Source organism: Pseudomonas haemolytica (assembly GCF_009659625.1).
GTDB lineage: Bacteria > Pseudomonadota > Gammaproteobacteria > Pseudomonadales > Pseudomonadaceae > Aquipseudomonas > Aquipseudomonas haemolytica.
In genome coordinates this window covers 1-17,056 of sequence record NZ_VOIW01000002.1, presented here as the reverse complement: position 1 = coordinate 17,056, position 17,056 = coordinate 1, and the positions used below count along the sequence as shown (strand labels likewise).

The following is a 17,056-nucleotide window of genomic DNA, read 5'->3' as shown; positions in this document are numbered from 1 at the left end:
GACCGGTTGGTGAGGCCGGGTACCGTAAGAAATGTGGGAGGGGGCTTGCCCCCGATAGCCATGGGTATTTACACCGCCTTGTAGTGGCCGCCGGTAACCACGATACGAAGCGAGCCGCTCTTGATCTTGCTCTGCTTTTGATCTCAGGCGGCCCCCCAAATCCATGTCGGATTACGGGCACACCGAGCCTAAGCGAGGTGCCGAGTGGTGGGGCAAGAGCCTTTTGCTTACTTTTGGGCTTTTCAAAAGTGAGCCGCTGTAAGAGCGGAACCCATAGCAGCCGTTACCGCAGCAATGGATATGTACTCGGTCTGATCCAACATTCTGGTCGGCTGTCAGGCCGCCATCGGGAGCAAGCCCCCTCCCACATTGTAAGCCGCGTTCACCCGGGTAACGGATATGTACTCAATCAAGAAGCCCACTATGCAAACGTCTAAATTCCGCAAAATCGGCATACTTGCAATCTTGGCCATAACCATCGGCCTGGTCATTTACACCGTCCAGGCCCCGGCCGACGCCCCCCAATACCTCACCGCCAGCGCCGAACGCGGCGATATCGAAAACGCGGTATTGGCCACCGGCCTGCTCGAAGGCATCAAGCAAGTCGACGTTGGCGCCCAGGTCTCCGGCCAGCTCAAGTCGCTGAAGGTCAAAGTCGGCGACAAGGTGAAAAAGGGCCAGTGGCTGGCCGAAATCGACCCGTTGATCCTGCAAAACACCCTGCGCAAAGCCCAGGTCGATGAAGAGAACCTCCAGGCCCAACGCCGCGCCACGGCGGCTCAGCTCAGGCAGGCCAAGTCAGTGTACGAACGCTACAAGGGCCTGCAGGTGGATGAATCCGTGTCGCGCCAGGACTTCGAAGATGCCGAATCGAGCTTCCAGGTGCAGCAAGCCAACCTGCTGTCCCTGGATGCGCAGATCAAAAGCGCGCACATCCAGATCGACACCGCCAAGGTCAACCTGGCCTACACCCGTATCAACGCGCCCATCGATGGCGACGTGGTGGGCATCGTCACTCAGGAAGGCCAGACCGTGATCGCCAGCCAGTTGGCGCCGGTACTGCTCAAGCTGGCGGACCTGGACACCATGACCGTCAAGGCCCAAGTCTCGGAAGCCGATGTGATTCATATCAGCCCTGGCCAGCAGGTGTACTTCACCATCCTCGGCGAGGCGGATAAACGCTATTACGCCAAGCTGCGCGGCACTGAGCCGGCGCCGCAGAACTTCCTCGAAACCCAGACCGCCGGCACGCCCAAGCAGAACACCGCGGTGTTCTATAACGCGTTGTTCGACGTGCCCAACCCCGACCACCGCCTGCGCATCGCCATGACTGCCCAGGTGCGCATCGTGCTCGACACCGCCCAGGCCGCGCTGATGGTGCCGGTAGCGGCGCTGGGGGCGCGCAATGCCGATGGCAGCTACTCGGTGCGCGTGCTGGATGCCAAGGGCAAGGCGGTAGCGCGTAACGTCAAGACCGGTATCAATAACAACGTCAAGGTGCAGATTCTCGACGGCCTGGTCGAGGGCGACAAGGTGGTGATCGGCGACGCCACGCCTGCCGTGGCGGGGAACTGAGCCATGACCCAACCCCTGCTGGAACTCAAGGGCATCACCCGCAGCTTCATGGCCGGCGAGCGTGAATTCATTGCACTCAAGGGCATCGACCTGACCATTCATGCCGGGGAAATGCTCGCGATCATCGGCGCCTCCGGGTCGGGTAAATCGACCCTGATGAACATCCTCGGCGGCCTGGATTACGCCACTGCGGGCAGCTACAAGATCAACGGCATCGAAACCCGCTCCCTGGGCGATGAGCAACTGGCAGAGCTGCGGCGCGATTACTTCGGCTTTATCTTCCAGCGCTACCATTTGCTCGCGCACCTGAGCGCATTGCACAACGTGGAAATGCCGGCTATCTACGCAGGCTTACCGCAGAGCCAGCGTCACAGCCGTGCGAGTGAGCTGCTGGCACGCCTGGGCCTGTCGAGCCACACCAGCCACCGTCCGAGCCAGCTGTCCGGCGGGCAACAGCAGCGGGTGAGTATTGCGCGGGCCTTGATGAACGGCGGCGAAGTCATCCTAGCCGACGAACCCACCGGCGCCCTCGACACCCACAGCGGCAAGGAAGTGATGCGCATCCTCGCCGAGCTGCACGCGGCCGGGCACACGGTGATTATCGTCACCCATGACCCCAAGGTCGCAGCCAATGCCCAGCGTATCGTCGAGGTGTGTGACGGCGAGATCATCAGTGACAAGGCCAATGACAGCGCCGACCTGGAATTGCCCAGTGAAGCGCCGATCGAGCCCAGGCGCAACGGCGCGCGGCGCCTGGTGGCGAGCCTGGGGTTGTTCAAGGAAGCCTTCAACATGGCCTGGGTGGCGCTGATTTCCCATCGCATGCGCACCTTGCTGACCATGCTCGGCATCGTCATCGGCATCACCTCGGTGGTGTCGATCTCGGCCATCGGCGAGGGGGCCAAGCGCTATGTGCTCAAGGACATCCAGGCGATCGGCAGCAACACCATCGATATCTTTTCCGGCACCAGTTTTGGCGACAGTCGCGCGTCGGCCATCGAGACTTTGATGCCCTCGGATGTGGACGCGTTGAACCAGCTGTATTACGTCGACAGCGCCACGCCGGTGGTGGGGCGCAACCTGCTGCTGCGCTTCGGCAATATCGACCTGGATGCCCAGGTCAATGGGGTGAGCGATCGCTACTTCAAGGTCAAGGGCCTCAAGCTCGAAGCCGGCATAGCCTTCAGTGAAAGCGATGCGCGGCGCCAGGCCCAGGTGGTGGTGATCGATCACAATACCCGGCACCGATTGTTCGGGCCGAACATCGACCCGCTGGGCCAGGTGATCCTGGTGGGCAACCTGCCGTGCACGGTGATCGGGGTGACGGCGGACAATAAAAACATGTTCGCCGCCAGCAAGGCGCTGAACGTGTGGGTGCCCTATGAAACCGCGGCGGGACGTTTATTGGGCCAGCGCCATCTGGACAGCATCACCGTGCGCATCAAGGACGGCCAGCCGAGCAAGGTGGTGGAAGACAACGTCAACAAGCTCATGCTGCAACGGCACGGCACCAAGGACTTCTTCACCAACAACCTCGACAGCATCATGCAGACGGTGCAGAAAACCAGCCGTTCCCTGGCGCTGCTGCTGTCGTTGATCGCGGTGATTTCATTGTTGGTGGGCGGCATTGGCGTGATGAATATCATGCTGGTGTCGGTCACCGAGCGGACCCGCGAAATTGGCATCCGCATGGCCGTGGGTGCACGCCAGTCGGATATTCGCCAGCAGTTCCTGGTAGAGGCGGTGATGGTGTGTTTGATCGGCGGGATCATCGGGATCTCGTTGTCCTATGCCATCGGCTATCTGTTTTCGCTGTTTGTGAAGGAGTGGGAAATGGTGTTTTCCGTGGGTTCGATCATTACCGCGTTTGCCTGTTCAACGTTGATCGGCATTGTGTTTGGGTTTGTGCCGGCGAGGAATGCGGCGCGGTTGGACCCCATAGAGGCGTTGGCTCGGGACTGATCCCCTGCCGGCCGATGAAGCTCGAATGTGGGAGGGGGTTTGACCGAGTACATATCCGTTATTTAGGTAACGGCCACTTAGGGGGCCGCTCTTACAGCGGCTCACTTTTGGAAGGACACTCCGGCTTGAATCCGTGGGCCGCCGTCCTGCCGGGTTACCCACGAATTCAAGCCTGCGCTCGGCCAGCGTGGTTTAACGGGGCGCCTGAGATCAAAAGCCAAGTCAAAAGCAGAGCAAAAGCAGGTGAATATTTACCTGATGTGTGGAGATCAAACTGTGGGAGGGGGCTTGCCCCCGATGGCGGCCCCCCAAATCAATGTCGGATTACGGGCACACCGAGCCTAGGCGAGGTGCCGAGTGGTGGGGCAAGAGCCTTTTGGTTACTTTTGGGCTCTTTTCAAAAGTGACCCGCTGTAAGAGCGGAACCAATAGCCGCCGTCACCTAAACAATGGATATGTACTCAAACCAACCCAATATCCTGGCCAGCTGCCAGGCCGCCTTCACAGGCAAGCCAGCCCCCACATTTAGATCGCGTCGCATCATTTAGATAGTTGCTTGCAGTCAAGCCGCCACGGGTGGCAAGCCCTTCCACAATGTTGATCTACGTAGACTTAAGCGCTTGTGGCGTCTTCAGTGGAATACATCCACCGCAACAACGAATGCCGCCCACTGATTCCCAGCTTGATGGCCGCGCGCTTGAGGTAGCTCTCGATGGTGTTGACCTTCAACGCCAACTGATCAGCCAGCTCCGGCGCGGTGCGCCCGGCCAGCAGGCCCACGCACACCTCCAGTTCACGGTTGGACAGGGTCATCCCCGATTGCACCAGGCGCTCCTGGATACGTCGGCGCAGGGTTTCGAGGCCCTGGTGTTCCGGCACTGCCGGCGGGTTGTCCTGGCGGCATGGCTGGATCGCGGTAATGTGCTTTTCCACCATGGGCAGCAACAGCGTGGAAAAATCCTCGAGCATGCTGCGCTCCTGGGCGGAAAAGCTGTCGGATTGGTGCGAGCGGTACACCGACAGCACGTAGCGCACGTCGTCCTTGCGGCGCGTGAGGTGCAATTGTGCGGCGGGTTGCTCTGCACCCAGGGCCGCTACCGAATCGGTATAGACCGGGCTGATCTTGCGGCGGCTGTGGCCTTCGCTGCTGACTCGCAGTTGGGTGATATGGGTGGCGTCCACTGCCAGTTGGGTGAGGATGAGGTCATGCAGCATGCGTGGGAAGTGGCGGCTGCCGGTGCTGGCGATGACCTTGCCTATATGTGGGAACAGGTGTGAGTTCATCAGTTCGTCCATGAGTTTGGAGTGCAGGTATCCAGCCTTATAGCGACGGGAGTTAAGAAGGTAACCAGTGTGAATAACCCGCAGTGATAATGCTTCCCGCCGCAACCATGCTAGTACAGGCTGGCGAAAGGAGGGGGATCCAATCTGCAAAAAAACCAGATTAAAACGGCTTAACGGTGACCGGATCCGTCCGACCACCGTAGAGGGAAAAATAACCCGGCGTTTAGGCGTTATCTCACAGCATGGGTCACCGTCGCGCGCTGACGCACTGGCGAACGGCCGCACTTGGCCAGGGCTTGTTGCACATCGGCCAACAGGTCGGCTACATCTTCAAGCCCTACTGACAAACGCACCAAACCTTCACTGATACCGTGCTGCGCGCGTTGCTCGGGCGTATAGGTTGAGTGAGTCATGCTCGCCGGGTGTTGGGCCAGTGACTCGGCATCCCCAAGGCTGACGGCGCGGGTGAACAGTTGCAGTGCATTCATGAAGCGCCGGCCCATCTCGATTCCGCCCTTGAGTTCAAAGGCAATCATGCCGCCGGGTAGTTTCATCTGGCGGTTCGCCAGTTCGTACTGGGGGAAAGACCGCAGTCCAGGGTAGGTCACCCATTGCACCGCCGGGTGCGCCTGCAAGGCTTCGGCCACTGCCTGGGCGTTGCTGCAATGGCGGTCCATGCGCAGGGCCAGTGTCTTGAGGCCGCGCATCAGCAACGATGCATCCTGGGGCGACATCACCGCGCCGGTCAGGTCCTTGAGCCCCTGCAGGCGAATGCGCTGCGCCAGGGCCTGGTTGCTCACGGCGATGCCCGCGGTAATGTCGCCATGGCCGCTGAGGTATTTGGTGGCCGAGTGCACCACCACGTCCGCGCCCAGCTCCAGCGGACGTTGCAGGTAAGGCGTGCAGTAGGTGTTATCGACCACCACGGTGATATTCGGTTGTTGATGGGCAAGCCTGGCCACGGCGGCGATGTCGATAAGGCGCAGGTTGGGGTTGGCCGGGGTTTCGCAATAGATCATGCGGGTGGCCGGGGACAGAGCTGCTTGCAGGGCGGCCAGGTCGGTCAGGTCGACATGCCGTACCTTGATGCCGAATTCGCCAATGCCATGGTGCAACAGGGCGAAGGTACAGCCATAGAGTGTCTGGCTGACGATGATCTCGTCGCCTGGGCGCAACAGGGTCCAGAACGTCGCCGCAATCGCGCCCATGCCGGAGCTGAACGCCACCGCGGCCTCGCCGTTTTCCAGGGTGGCCATGCGCGATTCCAGCAGGGCCAGGGTCGGGTTGGAAATGCGCGTATAGAAGTGGCCGCTGGCTTCACCGGCGAAGCAGGCAGCGCCATATTCGGCGGTGGGAAAGGCGAACGTGGCCGACAGGTAGATCGGCGGTACGAGGGCGCCGTGGTGGTCCTGGGGGTCATAGCCGTGATGAATGGCGCGGGTAGAAAAGCCGAATGTGTTGTGTTTATTGGTCATGTCGGGCGCTCCTTATTTCCTACAATGCTATGCTCATAACCGCAGATGAACCTTGCAAAAGATGCTGGGAAAAGCCGCGTTTGTGGATCAAACACCGATAAAAATAATGTTTAGAGGCACGTTATGCCCATCAAGCTGGACCGCACCGATAAAGCCCTGTTGAACGCGTTGCAAGGTAATGCCCGCCTGACCGTGGCCGAGTTGGCCGAGCGGGTTGCCCTGACCACCTCACCGTGCTGGCGGCGAATACGCACCCTGGAAGAAAGCGGGGTGATCAGTGGTTACCAGGCAATCCTCTCACCCAAGGCGCTGGGCTATGGGGTGACGGCATTTGTCAGCATCATGATGGAGAGCCACACCCAGGAAATCGCCCGGGCGTTCGAGCAGCGGCTGTTGGAAATTCCGGAGATTGTGGCGTGCCATAACGTGTCGGGGCGCTATGACTTTTTGCTGGAGGTAGTGGCCAAGGACCTGGAGTCGTTCGGCGAGTTTGCCCGGGAGGTCTTGCAGACCTTGCCCTGCGTCAAGGAAATCTATTCGAGCTTCTCCTACAAGTCGGTGCGGCCGTTGCGGGTGATTCCGCTGCCGGGGTGACGGGCTTCTCGGGCAATCCGCTTCCATCAGGGTTACGTCCCAGCGGGGGGCGTGCTCTGAGCAACACCCCGCAGCAACAGCGCCTCGAACACCCGCTGCACCCGTGGCTCATCACTGTGGGCCACATTGAAGCGCATTGAGTCGCGATGGGCCGGGTCGTAGCCAAACAGCGCGCCGGGCGCGAGCACCATGCTGCGTTTCAACGCCTCCTGGGCCAACAGTTCGCCGTTTACGCCAGGCGGCAGGCGCGCCCAGATAAACATCCCGCCTTCATAGGCCATCGGCAGTTCGCAGCCGCAGCGCTTGAGCCATTGCTCGACGCGCCCACCGGCCTCCATCAGGCGTTGCACCATGCGCTTGCGATGTTTGGCATAGCTGCCTTCGCTGAGCATGCGGTAGACAATCTGTTCGAACAATTCCGAGGTCACGCCACCGCTCATCAATTTCATGTTGGTCAGGTTGGCGGCCAGTTGCGGCGCAGCCACCACGTAGCTGACTCGGGTGTTGGCACTGAGGATCTTGGAGAAGCCCGACAGGTAGGTGACCTGGTCCAGCCCCGCGACGGCGGCCAGGCGCGGTGGTGGGTTGGGGTGCAGGTCGCCGTAGAGGTCATCCTCGACGATGTGGCAGTGGTACTGCTGGGTCAGTTGCAGCAGGCGAAACGCCTGGCTGGGGCTGAAGGAGTGGCCGGTTGGGTTATGCAAGACGCTGGTGGTCAGGTACAGGCTGGGGCGGTGTTCGGCCAGCAAGTGTTCGAGGGCGTTGAAGTCAAAGCCGTCGGGGCGGCGCTCGATGGTGATGACCTTGACGCCGTGCAGCGCCAGGTTGGCGTGGAAGTTGAAGTAGCAGGGTGCGTCGAGCAGCACGGTGTCGCCAGGGCGGGCCAGCAGGCGCATGAGCATGTCCAGGCCCTGCACGGTGTTGGGCGTGGTGATGATTTGCTCCACCGGCACCGACAAACCTTCGCCGTGCAGTTTCTGTTGCAGTGCCTGGCGCAGCGGCAGCAGCCCGGCCGGTGTGCCCAGCCCGGCAATGCGCAGTGACGGCGCGCGCACCACGCTGCGCATGGCCTGGCGGATTGCTTCGCCATTGAGCCAGTCCTCTGGCAAGTGCCCGCCACCGGGGCGCAGCTCGCCACCGGCGGTGACCAGGGGGCGGCGCAATACGCTGAGCAGGTCCTGGGGCAACAGGTCGACCCAGGTCACCGAGGCTGGACGGGGGCAGTCCATCGCCACGAAGTAGCCCCGGCCCTGGCTGGAGGTGAGCAGGTGGCGCCCGCGCAGGCGGTCCAGTGCTTCGTTGAGGGTGAACTTGCTGACGCCCAGGGTCAGGGTCAATTCGCGTACCGACGGCAACTTGCTGCCCGGTGCCCATTCGCCGCTTTCGATGGCCTGGCTGAACGCCTCGACGATCTGCTGGACCTTGGGTGTGCCTTCCACAAAAGCGATGGCGGATACAAACATGACGCGTCCTTGTGTTTACTGGTGCTTTTACCGGTGAAGTTAGGCCGGATTAGGCAACACTTTACCTGCCTTGTGCAATGCAACTTCCCTAGACTGCGGGCCATCTCGCCAGGAATTGGCGAAATTTCCTACAAGCGAGCAATGGATTCTGCATTCTCATGAAGACTTATATGTGCGCCCCCTGCGGTTTTATGTACGTAGAAGAATTGGGTATTCCGGAGGACGGAATACCTGCAGGCACCCCTTGGGAAGAGGTGCCTGAAGACTGGACATGCCCGGATTGCGGCGTGACCAAGGCCGATTTCATGGCCATCGAGCTCCCTGACACTCCATCAACGAAAGGAATCGCCCCATGGAAAGTAAACTGATCAACGCTAGCGTGCCGTTCTGTACCGGTGTGGCCCACCAGAAATACCTGGGCGCCGAGAAGGGGCTGGAAACCGCCATCGAAGGCAATTGCACCCACTGGTACATCGACGGCAGCCTGTTTGGCGAAATGGTCGACGACTGGACCGATGCGCGCATCGAAAGCCTACAGGCGCAAATCGCCGCCACCGGCGTTCGGCCGATCTTCCACGGCAACTTCAAGGCGCCGCTGGGCAGTGACGTCGAGGCTTTTCGTGCTGCGGCGGTGGAGTATGTGAAGAAAGAAATCGACATTGCGAGCCGCCTGGGCGCGCCGTTGATCATTCACGGCGGCTGCATCGTCGAGCCGAAAATGGTGCTGATGGCCAAGAAGGTTGCCCTGGAGCATTACCTGAAGTCGGTGCAGGAACTGGCGCGTTACGCCGAGGCCAAGGGCACGGATATCTATCTGGAGAACCTGTCCAACTACGTCAACTATCGGCCATTCCACTACATCTTTACTCATGAAGCGGAATACGCCTTTGTGTTCGAGCGCCTGCAAGCCCACAGCAACGTGTACTTCTTCCTTGATGCCGGCCACGCCAACATCGAGAACGGCCAGCCAGCAGCAATCGTGCGCAAGTATCACCACCTGATCAAGGGTATTTCCTTCAGCAACAACAACGGCGTGCAAGACCAGCACTTCGGCATCCACGACGGCAACTGTGACTACGCCGATGTGGTGCAGGCCATCGTCGAGACCAACTGGAAGGGCCTGGTAGCGTTCGAAACCCGTAACCAGACGGCCAAGGCTGCCCTGGCTGACCTGGCGGTGATGTACCGCGAATCCCTGACCACCGAAATCGCTGTTGCCTGATCGGCCCAGGGGCGAGCACTTGCGGCGCTCGCCCCGTTGTTGTTTTTATCCATTCAAGGTCCCCGGCCATGACAAGTGCGTTAACCCTGTCTTCGTTTCTCTACTTCCTGCTGTTTTGCGCCACCATGACCTTCAGTCCCGGCCCCATGACCCTGCTGCTGCTGAGCCTGGGCTTGAAGGACGGCTTGCGTAGCTCGATCCCGGCGCAGATCGGCGCCAGTGTGTCGTACCTGATTTCCATCCTGATCTTTGCCGTCGGCTTCTCGGAGTTGATCAAGGGCAACCTCGCCATTACTCAGACCATCCAGTTTGTCGGCGTGGCGTACATTCTCTACCTGGCCTACAAACAGTGGACCAGCAGCGGTGTGTCAATCAATAAAGCCGGCGCCGTGGAGGGCTCGCGCAGCCTGTTCGGCAAAGGGCTATTGACCGGGTTTTCCAACCCCAAGACCATCATCATGTTCAGCGCCGTGTTCCCGCAATTTGCCGGGGCTGGGGAGCACAGTTCGGCGGCGGATATCGCCATCCTCGGGGCAACCTTCCTGTTGCTGCAGTTTGCCAGCGGGTGCCTGTACTGCTATTTCGGCCAGCGCATCAAACACGTGCTGGAAAACCCCAAACGGCGGGTGTTGTTGCAGCGCATCACCGCCGTGTTGCTATTGGGCGTTGCGCTGATGCTGGCGCGTGGGTTTTCACACTGAAGTATTAGCTTCCAGGCGGTAGTGGCGATCTGCCGGTGCCCTGATAGACTCCAGGCACCCACCCAGGATCGCACCCACCATGCCAGCCGTCGGAGGAAATGGACGTCCGCTCGCTTCGCGCTTGTACAAATCGCGCCTATTGGGGCTGACGCTCGGCTTTATCTGCGTCGCGTTTGGCATGTATCCGCTCAATCCTTCCCTTTGGGTGTGGGTCTGGATGCTGATCAACGCGTTTGTGTGGCCGCATGTGGCTTTTCAATTGTCGTTGCGCGCGGCCCATACGTTGCGCAGCGAGCGCCGCAGCTTGTTGTTTGATTCCTATTGCGGTGGGTTCTGGGTCGGCGCGATGCACTTCAACCCGCTGCCCAGCGTCACCACGCTGTCGATGATGACCATGAATAACGTCGCCATTGGCGGGCCGCGCTTCATGCTCGCCGGTTGGGTGGCGCAGGCCCTCGGGATCGGCACGGCGCTGCTGATATTCGCCCCTGCATTCATTGCCGTGACCACCCAGGCCCAGCTGTATGCCTGCCTGCCGATCCTGATGCTGTATCCCCTGGCCCTGGGCTGGATCTGCTACCGCCAGGCCGTGACCCTGGCCAGCCACAAACGCGAATTGCTGGCCCTGAGCCGCACCGACAGCCTGTCTGGCTTGCTCAACCACGGCGCCTGGAAAGACCACCTGGACATCGAGTTCCAGCGTTGCCGCCGCGGCCCGGCTGGGGCAGCCATCGCCTTGATCGACATTGACCACTTCAAGACTATCAATGACACCTACGGCCATGTGACCGGCGATATCGTATTGCGCCAGTTGAGCAAAGTGCTGCGCCAGAACCTGCGTACCACCGACCTGGCCGGGCGTTATGGCGGCGATGAGTTCTGCGTGATCCTGCCTGACATGCCCCTCAACCGTGCCACTGAAGTGATGGACGCCTTGCGCGACCGTTTCAATGCCCTGGCGTACGCCCAGGACCCGACGCTGCGCGTCAGCTTGAGCATCGGCCTGGCGCCGTACCAGCCGGCCCACGCCGACTCCATCAGTTGGCTCAACGATGCCGACCAGGCGTTGTACGAAGCCAAGAGCAGCGGGCGCAACCGGGTGAGCTCGGTGCAGGAGAGTTGGTTGCGGTCGATCTAGTGGGGTAGGGTGGCGGGGCACCTTCCAACAAAAAAACAAGGATCGGCCCATGCTCTTCACCTTCCCGCGTACCCTCCTGGCCGCCACCCTGGCCTTGTCCTTCGCCCTGCCGGCCTACAGCGCCGAACCCCACAAACAGATCCAGGCGGATGCCGAGCAGTACAAGGCCGACGCCCTCAAACTGCTGGAGCGCCTGGTGAACATCGACTCCGGTTCCGGCTACGAGCCGGGCTTGACCCAAGTAAGCGACATCGCGGTGGATGAGTTGAAGCAGCTGGGTTTCAGCATTGAACGGGTGCCGGACAAGGCGGCCAACAACAGTCATGTGGTCGCCACCCTCAAGGGCACCGGCAAGGCCAAGATCCTGCTGATGGCCCATATGGACACCGTATTCAAGGAAGGCTCGGCCGCCGAGCGCCCGTTCCACATCAAGGACGGCCGCGCCTATGGCCCCGGCGTGATGGATGACAAGGGCGGCATCGTCGCCGGCATCTATGCGCTGAAAGTTCTGAAGAAACAGGGTTTCAAGGACTACGCGCAGATCACCTTCCTGCTCGACGCCAGCGAAGAAACCGGTTCGGAAGCCGCCTCCGAACTGATCCGCAACACCGCCAAGGGCCACGACGTGACCCTCAACCTCGAACCCGGCCGCCCAGCCGACGGCCTGGTGGTGTGGCGCAAAGGCAGCGCCACCGCCGTGGTCGAAGTCAAAGGCAAGGCCGCCCACGCCGGCGTCGCCCCAGAATTGGGGCGTAACGCCGCCATGGAAGTCGCGCACCAGATCCTGCAACTGGGCAAGCTCGGCGACGAAGACAAGAAAACCACCATCAACTTCACGGTACTCAAGGCCGGCGACCGCACCAACGTCATCCCCGACCAAGCCACCGCCAAGGCCGACGTACGCGCAGCCTTGCCGGAAGAGTTTGACCGGATCGAGAAGGACTTGGCGCGGGTTTCAGCGAACAAGTTGATTCCGGAAACCGAAGTGAAAACCAGCCTGCAACGCGGCCTGCCCCCCATGCCGCAGACAGCCGAGTCGGACAAGTTGGTGGCGATTGCCCAGGGTATTTATGGAGAGTTGGGGCGTAAGTTGACCATTGAAGGCAGTGGTGGGGCGGCGGATGCCAGCTTGTCGGCCGGGGTAGGCACGCCGACTCTGGATGGGTTTGGGATAGTGGGTGGGAATATTCATACGCCTGAGGAATATGCCGAGGTGGAGAGTGTGGTGCCACGGGTGTATTTGTTGAGTCGGATGATTATGGAGTTGTCCAAGCGCTGATCAGGTCGCGCGATTACAGAATGAAGCAGATTTGAATGTGGGAGGGGGCTTGCTCCCGATGGCAGTGGGTCAGTCAATGCATATGCAAGCTGATCCACCGCCATCGGGAGCAAGCCCCCTCCCACATTGGATACTCGGTGTATCCAAGATTCGGGTCACCATGTGGCAGGGTCTTCGAGGCTGGCTTTTTGGAGATCGTCTTTCCAGACCTCGTTGGCTAGCCGATAGATGTCCGCGAAGAAGCCTCTGGGGTCAGCTATTTCTGTTTCGTCCCAGGCCATCGTTGAATACTCATCAGGGTCGTCTTCAAAGAAAGAACCAAAGTCGAAATTTTCAGTGTTTAGAGCAGTAGCTAAGCTTTCAATTAATTTGTATTTGTGACGATAAGAATATTTGATATGAGGATCTAGGCAGTACTTTACAATTAGGTCTTCCCTATCTTTTTCGTTGTTGGGGTTATAGGCATACAGCTCTTTTCCCTTGGTTTCTTCCCTGTCGTAAATATCGAAAGCTCCCACGAAATAGCGTAGGCTCGCGTCGAAAGGTATGTTTTCAGAGCATGGATGAAATAGCATTTTTTACTCCTTAATAGGGAATAGGGTAAACGGCGTGCCGTCTTCACGGAATTTCATCTCTGCACCATTCATCGAAGGGTTAAAAAATGGATGGTGCGGATCCGTCTTGTTTGGTCTGTAGCCACGTCCAGCACCTGGCAATTCCAGTTGGACTATATCGTTCTTGTTACCATCGACTCCGGTGTATCGCGGAAGTCCCCGCTCAATCCTTGAAGTTGCCTTCGTCCAAGCCTGAAGTTGAAGCTTCCAACTGTTAAATTGTGAACTGGGCACTCCTTTTTTCTTAGATGGGAAGCTACCTGTTATCGGGTCCTTCCCATCGATCGACCGCTGACTTACTTTAGATGACTCAACTTCTGGTCCATGCTTTCCAACCATGTGCATATCGTAATTTTCTTCGTATTCCAAAATTCGACGTTTCGCATTCGCTTCGCTTAGCTCCTCTATTCTTGCCCGTCTATGCTCCCCAGACGGCTGAGGCACCGAGGGCTGCCCCTCATCAACTCTTGCCTTTGCTATTGGGCTTTCTGGGCCGGTTGCTGGCTTACACCCATCCCTACCTGGACACGTATTTAGGCCCAGCGGGTCTACCCAGCCCGTTGGGTTGGGCACGTATCGGTACCCATTGATCCCCCCCGCCAACTTCACCGGGTCCGGCGTCAGGTAACGACCAATATCCGGATTGTAGTAGCGATGGCGGTTGTAGTGCAGACCGCTTTCTTGGTCGAAATACTGCCCTTGGAAACGCAGCGGATTGTCGATTTTGCCTACGTCGAGACGCGCTATCTGGCCGTAGGCGCGGTAGTGGGCGGACCAGACAATTTCGCCTTCGGGAGTGGTGAGTTCTTGCGGTGTGCCGAGGTGGTCGAGTTGGTAGTGGTAGGGCTTTGTTTCTTTTGGACCAAACCCTTCCAGCAGCGCCAGTGCGCGGAAGCTGTCCGGTTCATAGATGTAGCTGCGATGACAATCCGCATGGTGTTCGGCAATCAGCTTGTCACCTTGCCAGAAAAATTCCGTGGTTTTGTCATCCACGGTCTTGCTGATACGCCGCCCAAAGGGGTCATAGCGGTAACTGGCGGTTTCGCCGTTCGGCTTTGTGACGCCGATCAGCCGGTGCTGGCAGTCATAACGGTATTCGGTGACGAGTTGATGGCCTTTGCCGCGCCGCTCGCGGATGAGGTTGCCGAAGGCGTCGTAGTCGTAGTTGCGGTCGCCCTGGATCACCAGGCGGTTGGCGGCGACGATGTCCGGGCCCGGGCGGTCTTGCATGAGCAGGTTGCCCGCCGGGTTGTGGCCGAAGCGTTCCTGCACGTCCTGCGAGTGATCGGCGCGGGTCAGGCGGGCGAGCGGGTCGTAGCGGTAGTCGTGTTGGCCTTTGCGGGTGTCGAGCAGGCGGGTGAGGTTGCCGCTTTTGTCGTAGTCGTATTGGCGTTGATAGAGGTGGTTTTGCTGTTGGGTAACCGCGTGGGCGTGCAGTCGGTTCTGGTCGTCGTAGTGGTAGTGGCTGAGCAGTTGACCTTGTTGGCGTTGGTGTTCGCGACCGCTCTTGAATAGGTGTGAGGTGAGGACTTCGCCGTTGAGTTCGACAGTGGCGAGGTGGCCGCCTTTGTCGTGGTTGAAGGTGAGGCGGTTGTTGTCAGGCAGGCGTAATTTTTGTAACTGGCCGCAGGCGTCGTAGCTGTAGCGCAGGGTGCCCCAGCCTTGGTGTTCGGCGATGAGGCGGTTTTGGCGGTCGTATTCGTAGACCAAAGCCCAGTGACCGTCCTCGACGCTGAGGAGATTGCCTTGGCGGTCGTAGGCATAGTCGACAACGCTGTCATCGGGCAGGTTTTTTCTTACAAGACGTCCGGCGTGGTCTCGCTCGTAGCGGGTGATTAGCTGGCTGCCGTCGTCGCCGTATTCGGTCTTTTCCTGCAGATTGCCGTTGAGGTCGTAGGCATACGCGGTACGTTGGCCGTCAAAGCCGTTTTCCTGCTGGATCAGGCCGTTGGGGTGATAGTCGAGTTGGTAGGTTTCGCCGACTTCGTTTTCGATCTCGGTCAGCAGTAACCGAACATTGTCGTAGCGGTACTTGACCTGGGTGCCGTCGGCGTTGATGCGGCGGCTGATCAGGTGCAGACCATCGGCGTATTCGTAGCGGGTGACGTGGCCGAGTTCGTCGCGTTCGGCGATGATTTTTCCGTAGGGGTTGTAGCTGAATTCCCGGAAAGCACCGCCTGGCAAGACGAGACGAATCAATCGACCAACGCTGTCCCATTGATACTGGGTCAGCGCGCCATGTTCATCCTCACGGGCAATCTGCCGTCCAAGGTCGTCATAGCGATAGCGCTTAACCCCGCCATTGGGCAGTTGTTCTTCAACGAGCTGGCCACGCTCATTCCACACCAACCGATGACAGCTGTGATCGGGGTACCAAACCCCGGTCAGTTGCCCATGTTTGTTGTAGCTGTAGTCGGTCGCGTTGCCATCCGGATCAATCTTGCGGATGACGTCGCCCTGATCATTACGCTCATATTTCCAGACCGCCTCGCCACGCCTTACAACCCGTACGAAGCCGTTGTCATGCTCGTAGGCGGTCGGTTCATCATCCCCCGGAAACAACGCCACCAAGCGCCCAGCTTCGTCGTACTGATACGCCGTAACCGCGCCCATCGGGTCCTGCTCGACGGTCAGCCGGCCCCTGTCATCGTAGGATTTGAAATGCTGGGCGCCGTCGGGATCGATGCGCTGTACCAACCGCGCCCGGTCATCGTGAACATAGACTTCCTGGCTACCATCGGCGTTATGCACGGTGACGCGCCCGTCATCACCCCAGGCATACCGCGTGTCCATCTGCGAAAAGCTCGCCCAATGGCGGACACAGCGCGCCGCCTTGCCGGAACCTTCCCATTCCCAAAAGAAACTCGCGCCACCGGCCAACTGCCGCTCAACAATGACGTGCTGATCGTCGTAGCGATAACGCTCGCTTTCACCGACGGCATTGGTCGCGCAAACCAGTCGTCCATCTTCGTCATAGGCGTAGGAAACGACGTTCTGCTCGGTCACCCAGACGTAGGGCTCACGCCCTTTTGCGCGATGAACCTGGTAGTCCACCGCGACGATGCGATCCAGTTCATAGCGCAGAAGCAGCGAACGGCCACAACCGTTATCCAGCCGCTCAATCCGCCCTGAATAATCACGGCAAATGCGCAGGCGGTTGTCATACGCATCGCTGATCGAGACCAGCACACCGTCGCGAAAGTGATAGAACCGCGACGCCTGGGCCAGCACTAACTCATCAGGAGCCGAGCCCAAGTAGATCGCCGCTTCCGCCAGGCTATTGGTGATCGCGGGTCGAGAGTCAGTGGGCAAGGGAAACTGAGTACGGCGGTTCTCATGGTCGGTCCACACCACCGAGTCGCCAGAAACAACCAGCCGATGGGCCAGCGAATGACTCCACCCAAACCCCAACCCACAATCCACTTCTACCGCACTGGTGCGATACAACCGCGTCCACTCAAACGGCAAAATCCCGTCCAGCGCACCATCGGTGAGGGTCAGCAATTCCTCCCCGGTAACCATCGACACCGGGCAGCCGTTAGTGACTGTCTTGTCCGCAGACGAAGCAGCATCTCCCTTGGGATTCGAAGCCACGACAGGCACATCATCGACGTGCTCTTTCTGCTTCAGCACTGCGTTCTGCCGCGCCCGCCAGCGCATCTGCATCGTGCCTTGCTTCAGCCCGCCGACCACCCCGCGAACCGCCACCGCCTTGTAGCGGTCCACCGCCTGCATGAACTTGGTGAGAA

At 59.6% G+C, this 17,056-nt stretch carries 13 protein-coding genes; 8 read left to right on the top strand and 5 right to left on the bottom strand.

Annotation, left to right across the window (positions count from 1 at the left end; genetic code table 11):
* Window positions 1-423: 423 nt before the first annotated feature.
* Together macA and FRT59_RS06370 are read left to right on the top strand one after the other, a co-directional pair.
* Window positions 424-1,575 carry a macrolide transporter subunit MacA gene (gene macA, locus FRT59_RS06375; protein ID WP_153839337.1) on the top strand — a complete coding sequence of 384 codons (1,152 nt, stop codon included), beginning with the start codon at window positions 424-426 and terminating at the stop codon, window positions 1,573-1,575.
* A gap of 3 nt (window positions 1,576-1,578) precedes the next feature.
* Window positions 1,579-3,537 (top strand): MacB family efflux pump subunit, encoded by a 1,959-nt coding sequence (locus FRT59_RS06370; protein WP_153870718.1) that lies wholly within the window; start codon window positions 1,579-1,581, stop codon window positions 3,535-3,537.
* A gap of 612 nt (window positions 3,538-4,149) precedes the next feature.
* Here FRT59_RS06370 and FRT59_RS06365 read toward each other — a convergent pair.
* Window positions 4,150-4,821 carry a response regulator transcription factor gene (locus tag FRT59_RS06365; RefSeq protein WP_198809816.1) on the bottom strand — a complete coding sequence of 224 codons (672 nt, stop codon included), beginning with the start codon at window positions 4,819-4,821 and terminating at the stop codon, window positions 4,150-4,152.
* A 230-nt stretch (window positions 4,822-5,051) separates the two neighbouring features.
* Window positions 5,052-6,296: a methionine gamma-lyase gene (locus FRT59_RS06360; protein WP_153870717.1), complete on the bottom strand. Its 1,245-nt coding sequence runs from the start codon at window positions 6,294-6,296 to the stop codon at window positions 5,052-5,054.
* Window positions 6,297-6,419: 123 nt separating this feature from the next.
* On the opposite strand from FRT59_RS06360, the gene FRT59_RS06355 reads away from it, so the two are divergent.
* On the top strand, window positions 6,420-6,890 hold the full coding sequence (locus FRT59_RS06355) for an Lrp/AsnC family transcriptional regulator (protein WP_034117692.1): 471 nt from the start codon (window positions 6,420-6,422) through the stop codon (window positions 6,888-6,890).
* Window positions 6,891-6,922: 32 nt separating this feature from the next.
* Here FRT59_RS06355 and FRT59_RS06350 read toward each other — a convergent pair whose 3' ends face one another.
* Complete coding sequence (locus tag FRT59_RS06350; RefSeq protein WP_153870716.1) at window positions 6,923-8,353, bottom strand: aminotransferase-like domain-containing protein; 1,431 nt, start codon at window positions 8,351-8,353, stop codon at window positions 6,923-6,925.
* 158 nt (window positions 8,354-8,511) lie between these two features.
* Here FRT59_RS06350 and FRT59_RS06345 point away from each other — a divergent pair, with 158 nt between their 5' ends.
* The 5 genes from FRT59_RS06345 (at window position 8,512) to FRT59_RS06325 (ending at window position 12,693) form a co-directional block, all read left to right on the top strand.
* Entirely contained in the window at window positions 8,512-8,721 is a 210-nt protein-coding gene (locus tag FRT59_RS06345; RefSeq protein ID WP_080752916.1) for a rubredoxin, read from the top strand.
* The gene (locus FRT59_RS06340; RefSeq protein ID WP_034117694.1) at window positions 8,706-9,575 is read left to right on the top strand and encodes a sugar phosphate isomerase/epimerase family protein; all 870 of its coding nucleotides are present in this window, start codon (window positions 8,706-8,708) and stop codon (window positions 9,573-9,575) included. Before FRT59_RS06345 ends, FRT59_RS06340 begins: the two co-directional genes overlap by 16 nt.
* A gap of 68 nt (window positions 9,576-9,643) precedes the next feature.
* Entirely contained in the window at window positions 9,644-10,276 is a 633-nt protein-coding gene (locus FRT59_RS06335; RefSeq protein WP_034117695.1) for a LysE family translocator, read from the top strand.
* Between the two features lie 79 nt (window positions 10,277-10,355).
* Complete coding sequence (locus FRT59_RS06330; protein WP_034117696.1) at window positions 10,356-11,414, top strand: diguanylate cyclase; 1,059 nt, start codon at window positions 10,356-10,358, stop codon at window positions 11,412-11,414.
* Window positions 11,415-11,463: 49 nt separating this feature from the next.
* On the top strand, window positions 11,464-12,693 hold the full coding sequence (locus FRT59_RS06325; protein ID WP_153870715.1) for a M20/M25/M40 family metallo-hydrolase: 1,230 nt from the start codon (window positions 11,464-11,466) through the stop codon (window positions 12,691-12,693).
* 155 nt (window positions 12,694-12,848) lie between these two features.
* Here the strand turns inward: FRT59_RS06325 and FRT59_RS06320 are convergent, their stop codons facing one another.
* Window positions 12,849-13,268, bottom strand: coding sequence for a hypothetical protein (locus FRT59_RS06320; protein ID WP_034117698.1), 420 nt, complete (start codon window positions 13,266-13,268; stop codon window positions 12,849-12,851).
* A 3-nt stretch (window positions 13,269-13,271) separates the two neighbouring features.
* The coding region (locus tag FRT59_RS06315; RefSeq protein ID WP_245223363.1) for an RHS repeat-associated core domain-containing protein at window positions 13,272-17,056 on the bottom strand (3,785 nt) is incomplete at its 5' end.

What these genes read in the sequence shown, in the direction of transcription:
- FRT59_RS06330 (WP_034117696.1), top strand. Translation starts at nt 10,356, where the DNA reads ATGCCAGCCGTCGGAGGAAATGGACGTCCGCTCGCTTCGCGCTTGTAC.
- FRT59_RS06350 (WP_153870716.1), bottom strand. Translation starts at nt 8,353, where the DNA reads ATGTTTGTATCCGCCATCGCTTTTGTGGAAGGCACACCCAAGGTCCAG.
- FRT59_RS06340 (WP_034117694.1), top strand. Translation starts at nt 8,706, where the DNA reads ATGGAAAGTAAACTGATCAACGCTAGCGTGCCGTTCTGTACCGGTGTG.
- FRT59_RS06360 (WP_153870717.1), bottom strand. Translation starts at nt 6,296, where the DNA reads ATGACCAATAAACACAACACATTCGGCTTTTCTACCCGCGCCATTCAT.
- FRT59_RS06355 (WP_034117692.1), top strand. Translation starts at nt 6,420, where the DNA reads ATGCCCATCAAGCTGGACCGCACCGATAAAGCCCTGTTGAACGCGTTG.
- FRT59_RS06365 (WP_198809816.1), bottom strand. Translation starts at nt 4,821, where the DNA reads ATGAACTCACACCTGTTCCCACATATAGGCAAGGTCATCGCCAGCACC.
- macA (WP_153839337.1), top strand. Translation starts at nt 424, where the DNA reads ATGCAAACGTCTAAATTCCGCAAAATCGGCATACTTGCAATCTTGGCC.
- FRT59_RS06370 (WP_153870718.1), top strand. Translation starts at nt 1,579, where the DNA reads ATGACCCAACCCCTGCTGGAACTCAAGGGCATCACCCGCAGCTTCATG.
- FRT59_RS06325 (WP_153870715.1), top strand. Translation starts at nt 11,464, where the DNA reads ATGCTCTTCACCTTCCCGCGTACCCTCCTGGCCGCCACCCTGGCCTTG.
- FRT59_RS06320 (WP_034117698.1), bottom strand. Translation starts at nt 13,268, where the DNA reads ATGCTATTTCATCCATGCTCTGAAAACATACCTTTCGACGCGAGCCTA.
- FRT59_RS06335 (WP_034117695.1), top strand. Translation starts at nt 9,644, where the DNA reads ATGACAAGTGCGTTAACCCTGTCTTCGTTTCTCTACTTCCTGCTGTTT.
- FRT59_RS06345 (WP_080752916.1), top strand. Translation starts at nt 8,512, where the DNA reads ATGAAGACTTATATGTGCGCCCCCTGCGGTTTTATGTACGTAGAAGAA.